The organism is Agathobaculum ammoniilyticum, assembly GCF_025567315.1.
In the GTDB taxonomy this organism is placed as follows: Bacteria; Bacillota; Clostridia; order Oscillospirales; family Butyricicoccaceae; genus Agathobaculum; species Agathobaculum ammoniilyticum.
In genome coordinates, this window is the sequence record NZ_JAOQJE010000014.1 from 38,832 (window position 1) to 54,343 (window position 15,512).

General features: G+C 58.7%; 30 protein-coding genes. All 30 read right to left on the reverse strand.

All coding sequences use genetic code 11. The features are described 5' to 3' along the window. Positions 1-105: 105 nt before the first annotated feature. The 30 genes from rplQ to rplD all read right to left on the reverse strand — a co-directional run bounded on the left by rplQ (position 106) and on the right by rplD (position 15,494). A complete protein-coding gene (rplQ, locus tag OCV66_RS12955) occupies positions 106-450 on the reverse strand; it encodes a 50S ribosomal protein L17 (RefSeq protein ID WP_054326946.1) in 345 nt (114 codons plus the stop codon). 70 nt (positions 451-520) lie between these two features. Continuing rightward, the gene (locus OCV66_RS12960) at positions 521-1,468 is read right to left on the reverse strand and encodes a DNA-directed RNA polymerase subunit alpha (protein ID WP_107631617.1); all 948 of its coding nucleotides are present in this window, start codon (positions 1,466-1,468) and stop codon (positions 521-523) included. Positions 1,469-1,552: 84 nt separating this feature from the next. Further along, on the reverse strand, positions 1,553-2,146 hold the full coding sequence (gene rpsD / locus OCV66_RS12965) for a 30S ribosomal protein S4 (protein WP_054326948.1): 594 nt from the start codon (positions 2,144-2,146) through the stop codon (positions 1,553-1,555). 18 nt (positions 2,147-2,164) lie between these two features. Further along, positions 2,165-2,572 (reverse strand): 30S ribosomal protein S11, encoded by a 408-nt coding sequence (gene rpsK / locus OCV66_RS12970; protein WP_054326949.1) that lies wholly within the window; start codon positions 2,570-2,572, stop codon positions 2,165-2,167. Positions 2,573-2,588: 16 nt separating this feature from the next. Beyond that, complete coding sequence (gene rpsM / locus OCV66_RS12975) at positions 2,589-2,957, reverse strand: 30S ribosomal protein S13 (RefSeq protein ID WP_054326950.1); 369 nt, start codon at positions 2,955-2,957, stop codon at positions 2,589-2,591. 364 nt (positions 2,958-3,321) lie between these two features. After that, positions 3,322-3,435, reverse strand: coding sequence for a 50S ribosomal protein L36 (gene rpmJ, locus OCV66_RS12980; protein ID WP_031472205.1), 114 nt, complete (start codon positions 3,433-3,435; stop codon positions 3,322-3,324). A 99-nt stretch (positions 3,436-3,534) separates the two neighbouring features. Next, positions 3,535-3,753, reverse strand: a complete 219-nt coding sequence (infA, locus tag OCV66_RS12985; RefSeq protein ID WP_016148769.1) for a translation initiation factor IF-1 — start codon at positions 3,751-3,753, stop codon at positions 3,535-3,537. Positions 3,754-3,775: 22 nt separating this feature from the next. Then, positions 3,776-4,054 carry a KOW domain-containing RNA-binding protein gene (locus OCV66_RS12990; RefSeq protein WP_054326951.1) on the reverse strand — a complete coding sequence of 93 codons (279 nt, stop codon included), beginning with the start codon at positions 4,052-4,054 and terminating at the stop codon, positions 3,776-3,778. Next, positions 4,054-4,818, reverse strand: coding sequence for a type I methionyl aminopeptidase (gene map / locus OCV66_RS12995; RefSeq protein WP_054326952.1), 765 nt, complete (start codon positions 4,816-4,818; stop codon positions 4,054-4,056). The genes OCV66_RS12990 and map overlap by 1 nt, the downstream gene beginning before the upstream one ends. Positions 4,819-4,821: 3 nt before the next feature. Further along, entirely contained in the window at positions 4,822-5,451 is a 630-nt protein-coding gene (locus OCV66_RS13000) for an adenylate kinase (protein WP_054326953.1), read from the reverse strand. 18 nt (positions 5,452-5,469) lie between these two features. Next, positions 5,470-6,759 (reverse strand): preprotein translocase subunit SecY, encoded by a 1,290-nt coding sequence (gene secY / locus OCV66_RS13005; protein WP_054326954.1) that lies wholly within the window; start codon positions 6,757-6,759, stop codon positions 5,470-5,472. Position 6,760: 1 nt separating this feature from the next. Then, complete coding sequence (rplO, locus tag OCV66_RS13010) at positions 6,761-7,201, reverse strand: 50S ribosomal protein L15 (protein WP_054326955.1); 441 nt, start codon at positions 7,199-7,201, stop codon at positions 6,761-6,763. Between the two features lie 3 nt (positions 7,202-7,204). Then, positions 7,205-7,387 carry a 50S ribosomal protein L30 gene (rpmD, locus tag OCV66_RS13015; RefSeq protein ID WP_031472218.1) on the reverse strand — a complete coding sequence of 61 codons (183 nt, stop codon included), beginning with the start codon at positions 7,385-7,387 and terminating at the stop codon, positions 7,205-7,207. A 17-nt stretch (positions 7,388-7,404) separates the two neighbouring features. Next, entirely contained in the window at positions 7,405-7,908 is a 504-nt protein-coding gene (gene rpsE, locus OCV66_RS13020) for a 30S ribosomal protein S5 (RefSeq protein WP_054326956.1), read from the reverse strand. A gap of 18 nt (positions 7,909-7,926) precedes the next feature. Then, complete coding sequence (rplR, locus tag OCV66_RS13025; RefSeq protein ID WP_054326957.1) at positions 7,927-8,286, reverse strand: 50S ribosomal protein L18; 360 nt, start codon at positions 8,284-8,286, stop codon at positions 7,927-7,929. A gap of 18 nt (positions 8,287-8,304) precedes the next feature. Beyond that, positions 8,305-8,850, reverse strand: a complete 546-nt coding sequence (gene rplF, locus OCV66_RS13030; protein ID WP_054326958.1) for a 50S ribosomal protein L6 — start codon at positions 8,848-8,850, stop codon at positions 8,305-8,307. A gap of 15 nt (positions 8,851-8,865) precedes the next feature. After that, positions 8,866-9,264, reverse strand: a complete 399-nt coding sequence (gene rpsH, locus OCV66_RS13035) for a 30S ribosomal protein S8 (protein WP_054326959.1) — start codon at positions 9,262-9,264, stop codon at positions 8,866-8,868. Between the two features lie 449 nt (positions 9,265-9,713). Continuing rightward, positions 9,714-9,899 carry a type Z 30S ribosomal protein S14 gene (locus OCV66_RS13040; protein WP_031475639.1) on the reverse strand — a complete coding sequence of 62 codons (186 nt, stop codon included), beginning with the start codon at positions 9,897-9,899 and terminating at the stop codon, positions 9,714-9,716. 16 nt (positions 9,900-9,915) lie between these two features. Next, positions 9,916-10,461 carry a 50S ribosomal protein L5 gene (gene rplE, locus OCV66_RS13045; protein ID WP_054326960.1) on the reverse strand — a complete coding sequence of 182 codons (546 nt, stop codon included), beginning with the start codon at positions 10,459-10,461 and terminating at the stop codon, positions 9,916-9,918. Positions 10,462-10,480: 19 nt separating this feature from the next. Beyond that, positions 10,481-10,798, reverse strand: coding sequence for a 50S ribosomal protein L24 (rplX, locus tag OCV66_RS13050; RefSeq protein ID WP_054326961.1), 318 nt, complete (start codon positions 10,796-10,798; stop codon positions 10,481-10,483). 15 nt (positions 10,799-10,813) lie between these two features. Continuing rightward, the gene (gene rplN / locus OCV66_RS13055; RefSeq protein ID WP_054326962.1) at positions 10,814-11,182 is read right to left on the reverse strand and encodes a 50S ribosomal protein L14; all 369 of its coding nucleotides are present in this window, start codon (positions 11,180-11,182) and stop codon (positions 10,814-10,816) included. A 12-nt stretch (positions 11,183-11,194) separates the two neighbouring features. Next, positions 11,195-11,452 carry a 30S ribosomal protein S17 gene (rpsQ, locus tag OCV66_RS13060; protein ID WP_054326963.1) on the reverse strand — a complete coding sequence of 86 codons (258 nt, stop codon included), beginning with the start codon at positions 11,450-11,452 and terminating at the stop codon, positions 11,195-11,197. 15 nt (positions 11,453-11,467) lie between these two features. Beyond that, entirely contained in the window at positions 11,468-11,668 is a 201-nt protein-coding gene (gene rpmC, locus OCV66_RS13065) for a 50S ribosomal protein L29 (RefSeq protein ID WP_054326964.1), read from the reverse strand. Then, positions 11,668-12,096 (reverse strand): 50S ribosomal protein L16, encoded by a 429-nt coding sequence (rplP, locus tag OCV66_RS13070; RefSeq protein ID WP_054326965.1) that lies wholly within the window; start codon positions 12,094-12,096, stop codon positions 11,668-11,670. The genes rpmC and rplP overlap by 1 nt, the downstream gene beginning before the upstream one ends. After that, on the reverse strand, positions 12,096-12,881 hold the full coding sequence (rpsC, locus tag OCV66_RS13075; RefSeq protein ID WP_054326966.1) for a 30S ribosomal protein S3: 786 nt from the start codon (positions 12,879-12,881) through the stop codon (positions 12,096-12,098). Before rpsC ends, rplP begins: the two co-directional genes overlap by 1 nt. 13 nt (positions 12,882-12,894) lie before the next feature. Next, complete coding sequence (gene rplV, locus OCV66_RS13080) at positions 12,895-13,230, reverse strand: 50S ribosomal protein L22 (protein ID WP_054326967.1); 336 nt, start codon at positions 13,228-13,230, stop codon at positions 12,895-12,897. Between the two features lie 17 nt (positions 13,231-13,247). Further along, positions 13,248-13,529 carry a 30S ribosomal protein S19 gene (rpsS, locus tag OCV66_RS13085; protein ID WP_054326968.1) on the reverse strand — a complete coding sequence of 94 codons (282 nt, stop codon included), beginning with the start codon at positions 13,527-13,529 and terminating at the stop codon, positions 13,248-13,250. A gap of 18 nt (positions 13,530-13,547) precedes the next feature. Continuing rightward, positions 13,548-14,381 carry a 50S ribosomal protein L2 gene (rplB, locus tag OCV66_RS13090; protein WP_054326969.1) on the reverse strand — a complete coding sequence of 278 codons (834 nt, stop codon included), beginning with the start codon at positions 14,379-14,381 and terminating at the stop codon, positions 13,548-13,550. A gap of 196 nt (positions 14,382-14,577) precedes the next feature. Next, complete coding sequence (gene rplW / locus OCV66_RS13095; RefSeq protein ID WP_054326970.1) at positions 14,578-14,871, reverse strand: 50S ribosomal protein L23; 294 nt, start codon at positions 14,869-14,871, stop codon at positions 14,578-14,580. Continuing rightward, on the reverse strand, positions 14,871-15,494 hold the full coding sequence (gene rplD / locus OCV66_RS13100) for a 50S ribosomal protein L4 (RefSeq protein ID WP_054326971.1): 624 nt from the start codon (positions 15,492-15,494) through the stop codon (positions 14,871-14,873). The genes rplW and rplD overlap by 1 nt, the downstream gene beginning before the upstream one ends. Positions 15,495-15,512: the final 18 nt, after the last annotated feature.

Here is a 15,512-nt window from a genome sequence, read left to right on the forward strand (position 1 = left end):
CGGCGATACATTCCGCACGAAAGCAAAAAGAAAAAGGTTATCCAGTAAGCACGCTACTGGATAACCTTTTTGCGTCATCTTCCTGCTTCCAAGTGAGCCGTTATCTTACTTAACCAGCTCGATGATCGCCATTTCCGCTGCGTCGCCGCGGCGCGGGCCGGTCTTGATGATGCGGGTGTAACCGCCGTTACGGCTTGCATACTCCGGCGCGATTTCAGAGAACAGCTTTGCAACAACAGCTTCCTTGGTGATGAAAGCCATCGCCTGACGGCGGGAAGCGAGCGTGTTCTTCTTGCCGAGAGTAATCATCTTTTCGGTCAGCGGGCCGACTTCCTTGGCGCGGGCAACGGTGGTCTCGACCCTGCCGTTTTCCAGCAGATAGGTCACCATCGCGCGCAGCATGGCCATACGGTGATCGGTAGGACGGCCGAGCTTGCGATTGTTAGCCATTCGTGTTTACCTCCAAAATAAAGTAAAGGCGGCGGCGCGGCTTTTCGTGCCGCCGCATTATCGGTCTTTCTTATTCGTCGGACTTGGCAAGCGACAGGCCCATGGCCTCCAGCTTGCCGATGACCTCTTCCAGCGATTTGCGGCCCAGGTTGCGGACCTTCATCATGTCCTCTTCCGAGGTGTTGATCAGATCCTCCACTGTGTTGATACCCGCGCGCTTGAGGCAGTTGAACGAGCGCACCGAGAAGTCAAGCTCCTCAATGGTCATCTCAAGCACCTTATCGTGCTGCGCTTCGGCCTTTTCAACAACCGTGGATTTGGAGCCGATCTCGTCGGACAGGTCGACGAACAGGTCGAGATGGTCTCGCAGCACCTTTGCGCCAAGCGAAACCGCGTCGCGCGCGGTGATGGTGCCGTCGGTCCAGATCTCGAGCGTAAGCTTATCATAGTCGGTCAGGTCGCGCACACGGGTGTTCTCCACCGTATAGTTGACCTTGTAAACTGGTGTGTAGATCGAATCCACCGGAATGACGCCGATGGAGGTCTGGTGCTGCTTATTCTTCTCGGCCGGAACGTAGCCGCGGCCCGAAGTCAGCGTGATCTCCATGGACAGGCGCGCATCGCTCATCAGGGTAGCGATGTGCAGGTCGGGATTGAGGATCTCGACCTCGCCGTCAGCGTGGATGTCGCCAGCCTTTACCTCGCCCTCGCCGGCGGCCTCGATGTAGACCGTCTTGGGGCCGTCGCAGTGCAGCTTGGCGATGATGCCCTTGATGTTCAGTACGATCTCGGTCACGTCTTCCTTAACGCCCGGGATGGTGGAGAACTCATGCTGCACGCCGGCGATCTTGATGCTCGACGCGGCCGTACCCGGCAGCGACGAAAGCAGAATGCGGCGCAGGGAGTTGCCCAGCGTGGTGCCATATCCGCGCTCCAGCGGTTCCACGACGAATTTGCCGTAAGAGCCGTCTTCAGCGAGCTGTTCACAGTCAATACGCGGCTTTTCGATTTCGATCATTTGGTACCCTCCTTCACGTTGGTTGGAAACTCTAAGCGGAGCAGGCGGCGCAGGCGCCGCGCAGGCTCCAAAAGCGAGGGTCTGTTACTTCGAGTACAACTCGACGATGAGGTGCTCGGATACATCATAATCGATGTCATCACGCGCCGGCATCGAGGCGATCCTGCCCTCAAAGGAATCCTTGGCCTTGTCGATCCACTTGGGGCATTGCTTCTTGCCGTTCTCCTCCAGCAGGGTCTTGAACTTGGCGGAGCTGCGGGATTTCTCGCAGACCGCGACAACATCGCCCGGCTTGACCTGATAGGACGGGATATTGACGCGCTTGCCATTTACGGTGAAGTGCGCATGGTTGACGAGCTGGCGCGCCTCGCGGCGGGTGTTCGCAAAGCCCATGCGGAATACGACGTTGTCCAGGCGGCGCTCAAGCTCCTGAAGCAGGATCTCACCGGTGATGCCCTGCTTACGTTCGGCCTTCTCATAGTAAGCATGGAACTGCTTCTCGAGCACGCCATAGATGAATTTTACCTTCTGCTTCTCGTTGAGCTGCATGCCGTATTCGGACTGCTTGCGGCGGGACTGCTTGGGCTGGCGCTTGGTGGACTTGGAGTAACCAAGTACCGCGGGGGAGAGACCAAGCGTCTTGCAGCGCTTGAGAACGGGCTGTGTATTCTTAGCCATTGATTGGTTTCCTCCTTATTATACTCTTCTGCGCTTGGGCGGACGGCAGCCATTGTGCGGGATCGGGGTCACGTCCTTAATCATGGTGACCTCAAGCCCCGCGGCCTGCAGCGCGCGGATCGCAGCCTCGCGGCCGGAACCCGGTCCCTTAACGTAAACCTCAACCGTCTTCAGGCCGTGCTCCATCGCGGCGGCCGCGGCGGTTTCAGCCGCGGTCTGCGCGGCGAACGGGGTGGACTTACGCGAGCCGCGGAAGCCCATTTCGCCAGAGGAAGCCCAGGAAATTGCGTTGCCGTTCAGGTCGGTAATGGTAACGATGGTGTTGTTGAAAGAGGAACGGATGTGAGCCGCGCCCTTTTCAATGTTCTTGCGCTCGCGGCGGCGCGTACGGGTCGCCGCGCCCTTTTTCTGCTGTACCTTAGCCATTTATACGTTCCCCTCCTTACTTCTTCTTGTTCGCAATGGTCTTCTTGGGACCCTTGCGGGTACGGGCGTTGGTCTTGGTGCGCTGGCCGCGTACCGGCAGGCCGCGGCGGTGGCGCAGGCCGCGGTAGCAGCCGATTTCAACCAAACGCTTGATATTCAGGCCGATCTCGCGGCGCAGGTCGCCCTCGACGTTGTAGTCGCGGTCGATTACTTCACGCAGCTTGGCGGCTTCTTCTTCGGTCAGGTCCTTGACGCGGGTATCGGGATTGATACCGGTCTTGGCAAGGATTTCGTTGGACGTCTTGCGGCCAATGCCGAAGACGTAGGTCAGGCCGATCTCCACGCGCTTCTCGCGGGGAAGGTCAACACCGGCAATACGTGCCATACTTTATAAAACCTCCGATTTGTTTACACTGAGGCGTGTTGGCAAACACAGTGTAGGGACCGCCTCCGCCCCTGCAGCGCCGCGCGCCCGCGCGTGCTTGTCGTGTTCGCGTAAACCATCATCCCGCGCCATGACGCGCGGCAATTTATCTGGAAACGGTAGAAAAACCGCTTCACACATTCGCGCCGTCCGGCGCATGCAATCAGAAAACGGCCATGCCGTTTTCATCAAAAGCGCGAGCTTCGCCCGTGCTTTTGATTCCCCGACCCAGCGGCCTTGGGCCGCGCTGCTCGGGTATCGAAAACAAGTTTCTCCCGAACTTGTTTTCGTATATAGGGGACTTTTGAAGTCCCCTATAAGATTTTTAGCCCTGCTTCTGCTTATGCTTCGGGTTCTGGCAGATAACCATGACCTTGCCCTTGCGGCGGATGATCTTGCACTTCTCGCAGATCGGCTTAACAGATGGTCTTACCTTCATGACATTTTACCTCCATCAAAAATTTTGGTGGGATGGGACACCGGAAAACCGGCGACCGCTGGCGCTCGGGTCACATACGCGCCTCCGCCCGCTTTTGGGTCACTTGGAACGCCAAGTGATACGACCGCGGGTCAGGTCGTAGGGCGACATCTGAACGGTGACCTTGTCGCCGGGAAGAATGCGGATAAAGTTCATGCGGAGCTTGCCTGAAATATGAGCCAGTATCTTATGGCCGTTGGGCAGTTCCACCTGAAACATCGCGTTAGGCAGCGCCTCTATGACGGTACCTTCGAGTTCGATTACATCATCTTTTGCCATATATGTGTATTACCCTCCTCGGTCAATTTGCGTCCTCGTCCCCTGTCCAAAGGGAAAGGGCCTTGCGTATGTCGCTGTTGGTCAGGCGGCCGGACTCCAGCAGCTTGCGCGCCGTACGCCCGTCACTCGGTCCCTGGTAGCTCACATGCTTGCGGCGCTTGCGCTTGGGACTTTCCGCCCTGCGCGCGCGCCCGTTTGCCAGCAGAAGAAAATCCCCCTCTTCCGCCATGACAAGCATGAGCCTGCCCTTGTCCCTGCCGGTCAGCGACAGCACGATATCGGCTGTGTGGGCCTCCACCATTACAACACCTCACCGTCGATGCTGGTTAGTATCTCCGGCTCGCCATCCGTAATGGCGATCGTGTTCTCATAGTGGGCGGACAGCTTCCCGTCCCTGGTTTTGACGGTCCAGCCGTCCGGCAGGACCTTGACGTCATACACACCCACATTGACCATGGGTTCCACTGCGATAGTCATACCACGCTGCAGCCGGATTCCATGGCCCGGATGGCCGAAATTCGGTACTTCGGGTGATTCGTGCAGGTTCTCCCCTACGCCGTGGCCGACGTAAGCGCGCACCACCGAAAAGCCGTTTTTCTCCACATAGGCCTGCACGGCTGCGGAGATATCGGAAACGCGGTAGCCCTCGCGGGCAAATTTGATACCCTCATAGAAGCTCTGCCGGGTCACTTCGATCAGACGCCTAGCCTCCTCGGACACCTCACCGCAGGGTACGGTGCAGGCGCAGTCGCCGTGGTAGCCGCCAATATAGGCGCCAACGTCCACTTTGACGATATCCCCCTCCCGCACCACATGATGCTTTGAGGGGATGCCGTGGATGACCTCGTCGTTGACCGATACGCAGGCGCTGCTGGGAAAGCCGCCGTAACCGAGGAACGAGGGCTTCGCGCCCGCGTCCTCGATCGTCTTGCGGACGATCCGGTCGATTTCGCCTGTCGTGACGCCGGGACGGACCGCGTCCGCCGCCGCTTTCCGCGCAAGCGCGGTAATGCGGCCGGCGACACGCATCCGTTCGAGCTCTTTTTCTGACTTCAAATGGATCATAGCTTACAGACCCAACGCCTGAACGGCGATCTGTTCCGTCTGGCGGATACCCTGCGTACCATCGATGCTTTTGAGCTTGCCCTGCTTACCATAGTAATCCTTGAGCGGCTCGGTCTGCTCATGGTAGGTTGCCAAACGGTGCTGCACCACATCCGGCTTGTCATCCTTGCGGATATGCAGCTTGTCGCCGCACACATCGCAGGTGTCCGCCTGTCTGGGCGGGTTGGCCTTGATGTGGTAGGACGCGCCGCACTTGAGGCAGACACGGCGGCCGGTCATACGGCCCTCGATCACCTCGTCCGGCACTTCCAGCGAAAGCGCGCAGTCGATCGTTGCGATCGTATCCAGCGCCTCCGCCTGCGGGATGGTGCGCGGGAACCCGTCCAGGATGAAGCCATTTTTACAATCCGGCTCGGCAATGCGCTCCTTGAGCATGCCGATCACGACTCCGTCCGGTACAAGCTGCCCTGCATCCATAAACTGCTTGGCCGACTGGCCGAGCGGTGTGTTGTTCTTGATCGCTTCGCGCAGAATATTGCCGGTCGATACGCTCGGCACCCCCATCTTTTCCACAAGATAGGACGCAAGCGTGCCTTTGCCGGCGCCCGGAGCGCCCAGTAAAATCAGATTCACTTCAGTATGCCTCCAGCATTATTCCAAGAAGCCCTTGTGGTGGCGCATGAGCATCTGTGCCTCCAGCTGCTTGACGGTATCAAGCGCAACGCCGACGACGATGATGACCGACGTGCCGCCCAGAGCCACATTGGAGAGGTTCGGGGAGATTGCGCCGACGATCAACGGCAGAATCGCAACAATTCCCAGGAAGATCGCGCCCACAAAGGTAACCTTGCCGAGCGCCTTGGTGATAAAGTCGCTCGTCGGCTTGCCCGGACGAAAGCCCGGAATGAAGCCGCCGTTCTTCTTGAGGTTGTTGGAAATCTCGATCGGGTTGAACTGGATGGAAGCGTAGAAATACGCGAACGCAAGGATCAGCAGTCCGTATACAATAATATAGAACGGGTTGGACTGCGAGAACAGGTTCAATACATGCCAGCCGACCGTGCCGGCCGCCGGCTGCCAGAACATCGAAACGGTCTGGGGCAGCGACAGGATGGATGACGCGAAAATGATCGGCATAACGCCGGACGCGTTGACCTTGATCGGCAGGTGGGTGGACTGGCCGCCGTACATCTTGCGGCCGACCACGCGCTTAGCGTACTGCACTGGAATGCGGCGCTCCGCGTTGGACATGAACACGATGAACACGACAACGGCCAAGCCGATGACGATCATCAGCAACGCGGAAATAATGCTGCCGCCGCCCTGCTTGAACAGGTTGTACAGCGTCCGGATCAGCGACGGGCCGCGGGAAACGATGCCCGCAAACAGGATGATCGAGATACCGTTGCCGATGCCGTTCTGGGTGATGTGCTCGCCCAGCCACATGATCAGCGCGGTACCCGCGGTGAACGTCAGGATGATCGCGGCCGCGGCAAGGACGCTCGTGTTGGACAGGAATCCGTTGCTGCGCAGCAGCGCATAGTAGGAGAAGCCCTGCAGAAGGCCGAGGACAACCGCGACATAGCGGGTCCAGGAAGCGATCCTCTTGCGTCCCTCCTCGCCGCCTTCCTTGACCATACGCTCAAGCGCGGGGATGGCAACGGTCAGCAGCTGCAGGATAATGGACGCGTTGATATACGGCGTGATGGACATGGCGAAGATCGTCGCGTTGGACAGACCGCCGCCGGTGAACATATCAAGGTAACCGAGCATCGACCCCGCCACCTGCGACTGCTCAAAGTAGGTCGCCAGCAGCTCGGTGTTGATGAACGGCACGGGGATGCAGGAGCCAAAGCGGAAGATCAGCAGGATAAACAGCGTATACAGGATCTTCTTGCGCAGCTCCGGCATGTTCCAGGCGTTTTTAAGGGTTTGAAACACCTTAAATCACCTCGGCCTTTCCGCCTGCGGCTTCGATCTTCTCCTTTGCGGACGCCGAGAACGCCGCGGCCTTAACCGTCAGCTTCTTGGTGAGCGTACCGTTGCCAAGGATCTTGATGCCGTCGAGAGCATTCTTGACGATACCGGCCTCGCGCAGCGCTTCTGCGGTGACCTCGGTGCCATCTTCAAACTTCTCCAGAGCGGAAACATTGACCGGTGCGTAGGTGGTGCCGAAAATATTGTTGAAACCACGCTTCGGCAGGCGGCGCGCCAGAGGCATCTGGCCGCCTTCAAAGCCCGGGCGGACGCCGCCGCCGGAACGAGCCCACTGGCCCTTGTGACCGCGGCCCGCGGTCTTGCCGTTGCCGGAACCAGCGCCGCGGCCCTTGCGGTAAGCGGGCTTTACGGAACCTGCGGCAGGCGATAATTCGTGAAGCTTCATGGGTTACGCCTCCTCTACAACTTCGAGCAGGTAACCGATCTGCTTAACCTTGCCGCGCGTCTGCGCGTTGTCCGGCTGAACGGTTACATCGTTGATCTTCTTAAGCCCCAAAGAATGAGCGGTCGCAATGTGCTTATCCAAGCGGCCGACCAGGCTCTTTTTCAGGGTAATCTTCATGTTAGCCATTGTGAGTTACCCCTTTCTTACAGTTCTTCTACGGCTTTGCCGCGAACCGCCGCCACCTGGGCAGCGTCGCGCAGGCTCTTCAGGCCTTCCATCGTCGCCGTAACGACGTTCTGCGGGTTGTTGGAGCGCAGGCACTTGGTACGGATGTCCTTGATGCCGGCAGCCTCAACGACCGCACGGACCGCGCCGCCGGCGATAACGCCGGTACCGGGGGCAGCGGGCTTGAGCAGAACGCGGCCCGCCCCGAACTCGCCGATAACCTCGTGCGGGATGGTGGTACCCTTCAGGGAAATCTTGACGAGGTTCTTCTTGGCGTCCTCGATGCCCTTGCGGATCGCGTCCGGAACTTCGGATGCCTTGCCCAAGCCGAAGCCGACCGTACCCTTGCCGTCGCCAACGACGACCAGCGCCGCAAACTTGAAGATACGGCCGCCCTTTACGGTCTTGGCAACGCGGTTGAGCGCTACGACGTTCTCGGAGAACTCGTCCTCGCGCTTATCGTTTCTATTAAACTGAGCCATGTTTTACCTCCTCCCGACTTAAAACTGCAGGCCGCCCTCACGGGCGCCCTCCGCGAGCTCCTTCACGCGGCCGTGGTACAGATAGCCGCCGCGGTCGAACACGACGTTCTCAATACCCTTGGCCTTGCAGCGCTCGGCAACCAGCATGCCAATCTTCTTGGCCGCTTCCTTGTTGCCGCCGTACTCGGTGAAGTCCTTCTCGGCAGTCGAGGCGGAGACTAAGGTGACACCGGCGACATCGTCGATGACCTGTGCATAAATATTCTTGGCAGAACGGTAAACGTCCAGACGCGGACGCTCGGCCGTGCCGCTGATCTTTGCGCGCACGCGCTTGTGGCGCTGCAGACGCGCCTTGTTGGAATCCTTCTTCGAAACCATTTTTCGCCTCTCCTTTCCTTACTTCTTCTTCGCGCCGGTCTTGCCTTCCTTGCGGCGGACATACTCGTCAGCGTAGCGGATGCCCTTGCCCTTGTAGGGCTCCGGCGGGCGCTTTTCGCGGACTTCCGCAGCAAACTGGCCGACCTTCTGCTTGTCAGGACCGGAGATGATGATCGTGTTCGGGTTCGGAACGTCGATCGTGATACCGTCGGTTTCGCTCATCGTAACCTGATGCGAGTAGCCGAGGTTCATAACCAGATCCTTGCCCTGCTTGGCGACACGGTAGCCAACACCCTGCACGCTCAGCTCCTTTTTGAAGCCGTCGGTCACGCCCACCACCATGTTGTGGATCAGGCTGCGGGTCAGGCCGTGCAGCGCGCGGTTCTGCTTGTCGTCGTTCGGACGGGTGACGAGGATTTCATTTCCCTCCACCGCAACATTCATATTCGGATGGATTTCGCGGGTAAGGGTTGCCTTTGCGCCCTTCACCGTTACGACGTGGCCGTCGATCTTGACCTCCACACCGGACGGGATGGCAATCGGCATTCTACCAATTCGAGACATATTTTATACCTCCCCTTACCATACAAATGCGAGAACTTCGCCGCCGACGTTCAGCTCGCGGGCCTTTTTGTCGGTCATGACGCCTCTCGACGTGGAAATGATGGCAATGCCGAGGCCGCGGAGTACCTTGGGAAGCTCCTGTGCGCCGGCATAGACACGCAGGCCGGGCTTGGATACGCGCTTAAGGCCGGAGATAGCCTTCTGGCGGCCGTCCACATACTTGAGCGTGATGCGGATGATGCCCTGCGTGTTGCCCTCGAGCGTCTCAAAAGACTTGATATAGCCTTCGTCGAGCAGGATCTGGGCAATTGCCTTCTTCATTTTGGACGCGGGTACGTCCACGCTGGCATGACGAGCATTGCCGGCGTTGCGGATACGGGTCAGCATATCCGCGATGGGATCAGTGATCTGCATAAATGCTCTCCTTTTCAAGAAGTTTGGGGGTAGTGCAGCAATCGGAGCGGGGCTGGGTTGGGTCCCCTCTTGATTGGCCTGTTTGCCTCCCACTTTTCTTTACACTGCCTGTGGCCCTTCCACAGACAGCGGCCGGGGAAACTGTTTTTTTATAACAGCCGATAAGCCCGCAGAGCGGGCTATCGACTAATTATAGCATGTTTTTGAACGTTCTGACAAGCAACAAAGTGCATATTTTTATCAAACTTTCGGCTTTCGTTCCCGTCAAAACGCAATAAAAGTGTCTTTGCCGACAAAATACGGCAAAGTCTGCAAAAAAGCGGGCGCATAGCGCGCCCGCTTTCGCAATCTTCTCGCGCGAAAGCGCGCAGTTAGGATAGAAAACAGAAGCAGGCTTCTGTTTTCATCAAAAGTCAGGGCATATGCCTAACCTTTGATCGACGCAAAGCTTACCAGGAAGCCTTGCGCACGCCCGGGATCTGGCCTTTGTAGGCCAGCTCGCGGAAGCAGATACGGCAGATGCCGAAATCACGCAGGTACGCGTGAGGGCGGCCGCAGATCTTGCAGCGGTTGTAAGCACGGGTAGAGAACTTCGGCTTCGCCTGCTGCTTGAGGATCATCGACTTCTTAGCCATTTATCATTCTCCTCCCTTACTTCTCAAACGGAGCGCCCATCAGCGTGAGCAGCTCTTTCGCTTCTTCATCGGTCTGCGCGGTGGTGCAGATAACGATGTCCATGCCGCGGACCTTATCGATCTGGTCGTAGGAGATCTCCGGGAAGATCAGCTGTTCCTTGAGGCCCAGGGCATAGTTGCCGCGGCCGTCGAACGCGTCGCCATTGATGCCGCGGAAGTCGCGCACGCGCGGCAGCGCAACATTGAACAGACGATCCAAAAACTCCCACATACGATCATGGCGCAGGGTGACCTTGACGCCTACCGGCATGCCCTCGCGGAGCTTGAAATTCGCGACCGACTTCTTGGCGTGAGTCACGACCGGCTTCTGGCCGGTGATCGCAGCGATGTCGCGAACAACGGACTCGATGACCTTGGCGTTACCGTTGGCCTCCTTGCCGCAGCCGACGTTGACGACGACCTTGTCGATCGTCGGGATCTGCATCGTGCTCTTGTACTGGAACTTCTTCATCAGAGCAGGCGCAACGTCCGCAGTATACTTCGCTTTCATATTCGGAACCATTTATTGCAACCTCCTCTTCTTACAGCGTCTCGCCACAGTGCTTGCACACCGTCAGCTTCGCGCCGTTCTCGGCAAACTTGTGCGCAACACGGGTCGGCTTGTTGCACTTCGGACACACGCGCATGACCTTGCAGGCACGCAGCGCGCCCTCGCGCTCGATGATACCGCCGGTCTCGCCCTGGCGGCGGGGCTTGGTGTGGCACTTGATCATGTTCACACCCTCGATCACGACCATCCCCTTCTTCGGGTTTACGGACAGGACCTTGCCGCGCTTGCCCTTTTCCTTGCCGGAAAGAACGACTGCGGTGTCGCCCGTCTTTACATGCAAATTATTCATTTGTTGGCGACCTCCTTACAGTACTTCCGGAGCAAGCGACAGGATCTTCATATAGTCCTTGTCACGCAGCTCACGCGCGACAGGCCCGAAGATACGGGTGCCGCGGGGGTTTTTATCGTCACGGATGATAACGCCGGCGTTCTCGTCAAAGCGGATGTAGCTGCCATCCGCGCGGCGCAGGCCCTTTACGGTGCGGACGATCACAGCTTTGACCACGTCGCCCTTCTTCACGCCGCCGCCCGGAGTGCATTTACGCACCGAGCAGACGACCACGTCACCGATATTGCCGTACTTGCGTGCGGAGCCGCCGAGAACACGGATTACCTTCAGTTCCTTCGCGCCGCTGTTGTCAGCCGCGCGCAGAAAAGTTTCCTGCTGAACCATGTGCTCTCCTCCTTACTTTGCCTTCTCGATGATCTCGACCAGGCGCCAGCGCTTATCCTTGGACAGCGGGCGGGTCTCCATCACCTTTACCTTGTCGCCGATGCCGCACTCGTTGTTCTCGTCGTGCGCCTTCAGCTTATAGGTGTGCGGAATAACCTTCTTATACAGAGGATGCGCTACGCGATCCTCGATCGCGACGACAATGGTCTTGTCCATCTTGTCGGAAACGACCTTGCCGACTCGCGTTTTGCGTAATGCTCTTTCGCTCAATTCGTTTCCCTCCCTTTACGCCTTCTCCGCGAGCTGCTTCTCACGGATTACGGTGTTGACGCGCGCAATGTCGCGCTTGACCTCGGTGATCTTGTTGGTATTGTCCAACTGGTTGGTAGCGAGCTGAAGACGGAGGTTGAAGAGGTCCTTCTTCAGGTCGCCAAGCTTTGCGGCGAGCTCCTCGGCCGTCAGTTCTCTGATCTCAGATGCCTTCATCATGCTTCACCGCCATTCTTGGTCTCACGGGCAACGAACTTGGTCTTGCACGGCAGCTTGTGGCTGGCCAGACGCAGCGCTTCGCGGGCAACTTCCTCGGAAACGCCGGCGATCTCGAACAGCACGCGGCCGGGCTTGACGACAGCGACCCAGTACTCGGGCGAACCCTTACCGGAACCCATTCGGGTCTCGGCCGGCTTCTCGGTCACGGGCTTGTCGGGGAAAATCTTGATCCATACCTGACCGCCGCGCTTGGTGTAGCGGGTCATGGCGATACGGGCGGCCTCGATCTGGTTCGAGGTGATCCAGCACGGCTCAGTGGCCTGCAGGCCGTACTCACCGTTGGATACAAAGTTGCCGCGCATGGCCTTGCCCTTGAGGCGGCCACGATGCACGCGACGGTATTTCACTCTCTTGGGGAGCAGCATTAGCGGTTGCCTCCTTCCTGGCGGGGCGCGCGGCGCTCGCCGTTACCACGGTTGAAGTCGCGGCGGCCGCCACGGCGGTCGTCACGGCCACCGCGACGCTCGCGGCGCTCGAAAGCGGGCTTGGGAGCCTCGATCGAACGGCCCAAACGCGGACCGCCGTGGAGGACCTCGCCCTTGTAGATCCAAACCTTTACGCCGATGCGGCCATAGGTGGTCGCGGCCTCGGCAAAGCCATAGTCGATATCCGCGCGCAGGGTCTGCAGCGGGATGGTGCCTTCATGATAGTGCTCGGTGCGGGCGATTTCCGCGCCGCCCAGACGGCCGCCGCAGGAAACCTTGATACCCTTGGCGCCCATGCGCATCGCACGGCCCATGGACTGCTTCATCGCGCGGCGGAAGCCAATGCGCTTCTCAAGCTGCGCGGCGATGTTCTCCGCGACCAGGGTCGCGTTGGTGTCCGGATTCTTGATCTCGATGATCGAGCAGCGGACCTTCTTGCCGTACTTGCGGGTCAGCTCTTCCTCGAGCTTCTTGATATCCTCGCCACCGCGGCCGACAACCATGCCGGGACGCGCGCACTGGATCATGATTTTGATCTCGTCGTTCTTACGCTCGATTTCGATCGCCGGAACGCCTGCGTCGTACAGACGCTTCTTCAGTTCCTTACGAATGTTGTAGTCTTCCACGAGGAGGTCGCCGAACACATTGTCCTTAGCGAACCAACGGGAATCCCAATTCTTGATAACGCCGACACGGAGACCGTTCGGATTTACTTTCTGGCCCATTGATTACCCTCCCTTATTCTTTCTCGCCAAGAACCAGCGTGATGTGCGAGGTTCTCTTGAGGATTCTGAACGCACGGCCCTGGGCGCGCGGCATCACGCGCTTCATGATCGGGCCGGGACCGACGTGTACTTCCTTGACGTACAGCTTGTCGGTGTTCATGTGATGGTTGTTCTCCGCGTTGGCAACCGCGCTCTTGAGGAGCTTCTCCATCGGCTCGCAGGCCGCCTTGGGGGTATTCATGATAATGGCCATCGCCTCGCCCGCATCCTTGCCGCGGATCAGGTCGCAGATCAGCTTGACCTTACGCGGGGTCATGCGCACGTTGCGTACAATAGCTCTTGCTTCCATGTTTCCTTAACTCCTCCTTACTTGCCGTTATTGGAGGTCTTGCTGCCCGCGTGACCCTTGTAGGTACGGGTGGGAGCAAACTCGCCCAGCTTGTGACCAACCATGTCCTCGGTGACATACACCGGAACATGCTTGCGGCCGTCATGCACCGCGAAGGTGTGGCCGACGAACTCGGGGAAGATCGTGGAAGCGCGGGACCAAGTCTTGAGGACCTTCTTCTCGCCCTTTTCATTCATTTCAACGACTCTTTTGATAAGCTCAGGAGCCACAAAAGGGCCTTTCTTGACACTTCTGCCCATATTACGTTAACTCCTTTCTTACTTGCCGTTACGACGACGCACGATCTGCTTATCCGTGCGGTGGTTCTTCTTGCGGGTCTTGTAGCCCATCGCCGGCTTGCCCCACGGGGTAACCGGAGACGGACGGCCGATCGGGCTCTTACCCTCGCCGCCGCCGTGCGGGTGATCGCACGGGTTCATAACAGAACCGCGGACGGTCGGGCGGATGCCCATGTGGCGGGTGCGGCCGGCCTTGCCGATCTGCACGTTGGCATGGTCGGAGTTGCCCACAACGCCGATCGTCGCCTTGCACTCGAGGCGGACGTAGCGCAGCTCGCCAGAGGGCAGACGGACCATCGCCTTGCCATTCTCCTTCGCCATCAGCTGCGCGCCAACGCCAGCGGAACGGACCAGCTGCGCGCCCTTGCCAGGATACAGCTCGATGTTGTGGATCATGGTACCGACCGGAATGAACTCAACCGGCAGGCAGTTGCCGGGCTTGATGTCGGCATCCTTGGAGGAAACGACCTTGTCGCCGATCGAGAGGCCGTCCGGCGCGAGGATATAGGCCTTTTCGCCATCCTCATACTGGACGAGCGCGATATTGGCCGAGCGGTTCGGGTCGTACTCAAGCGTCATGACGGTCGCCGGCATATCCAGCTTCTGGCGCTTGAAGTCAATGATGCGGTACTTTTTCTTGTTGCCGCCGCCGATGTGGCGGACGGTGATGCGGCCATAGCTGTTGCGGCCGGCGGTCTTCTTGACCTTTTCGAGAAGGCTCTTCTCGGGCTTCACCTTGGACAGGCCCTTGTAGGACAGCACAGTCATATTTCTGCGTGAGGGCGTCGTCGGGTTGAAAGTCTTGATAGCCATTTGGATTTTCAACTCCTTAATAACTCTGTATCTTATCGGGGTGGCATCCCCATACACACGCGAACCATGTCCGCGTCATTTCATCGCGCCGCGGCGGCGCGTCCTCGTCCGCTGTGCAGACGAGAGGGAGTATCGTGAAAAGTTTCTTCGAAACTTTTTACATATATAAGGGGGACGGAGTCCCTCCTATACGCTTTTACATCATGTTCTCGAAGATCTCAATCTTCTTGGAGTCAGGGGTCAGGGTGACGACCGCCTTCTTGACGTCCGGACGCTTACCGACGTGGACGCCCATGCGCTTCCACTTGCCCGGCAGCTTAATGGTGTTGACCTTCATGACCTTGACGCCGAAGATCTGCTCTACGGCCTTTTTGATCTCAATCTTTCCTGCGTCGGCAGCGACCTCAAAGGTGTACTTGTTGTCCTGCAGGCCTTCCATCGAACGCTCGGTGATAACCGGCTTCTTGATAATGTCGTAAGCGAACTTCATTATGCGTACACCTCCTGGAGCTTCTCGACAGCCGCCTTGTCGATGATGAACTTGTCGGCGTTGAGGATTTCATATACGTTGAGGGTGGACGCGATCGTCGTGCGGACGCCCGGGATGTTGGCCGCGGACTTGACGACGTTCGTGCGGACCTCGGGGGTGACGACCAGGCTCTTGCCGGTAGCCTCGACAGACTTGAGGAAGCCCGCGAAGCTCTTGGTCTTGATCTCGCCCATATCCAGTCCGTCGATCACAATGATCTCGCCGGCAGCCGCCTTGGCGGACAGGGCGGAGAGCATGGCCAGGCGCTTGGTCTTCTTGGTCAGGCTGTAATTGTAGGAACGCGGCTTGGGACCGAGCGCGATACCGCCGTGCGTCCACTGCGGAGAGCGGATCGAGCCCTGACGCGCGCGGCCGGTGCCCTTCTGGCGCCACGGCTTGATGCCGCCGCCGCGGACCTCAGCGCGGGTCAGCGTGGACTGCGTACCCTGGCGCTGGTTGGCCAGGTAATTCTTGACCGCTGCGTGTACAACCGCCATGTTGGGCTCGATGCCGAATACGGCCTCGTTAAGCTCCATCTCGCCGGTCTTCTTGCCGGTCATATCAAAAACTGCTACTGTAGGCATTCGTTGCTCCTCCTTCCC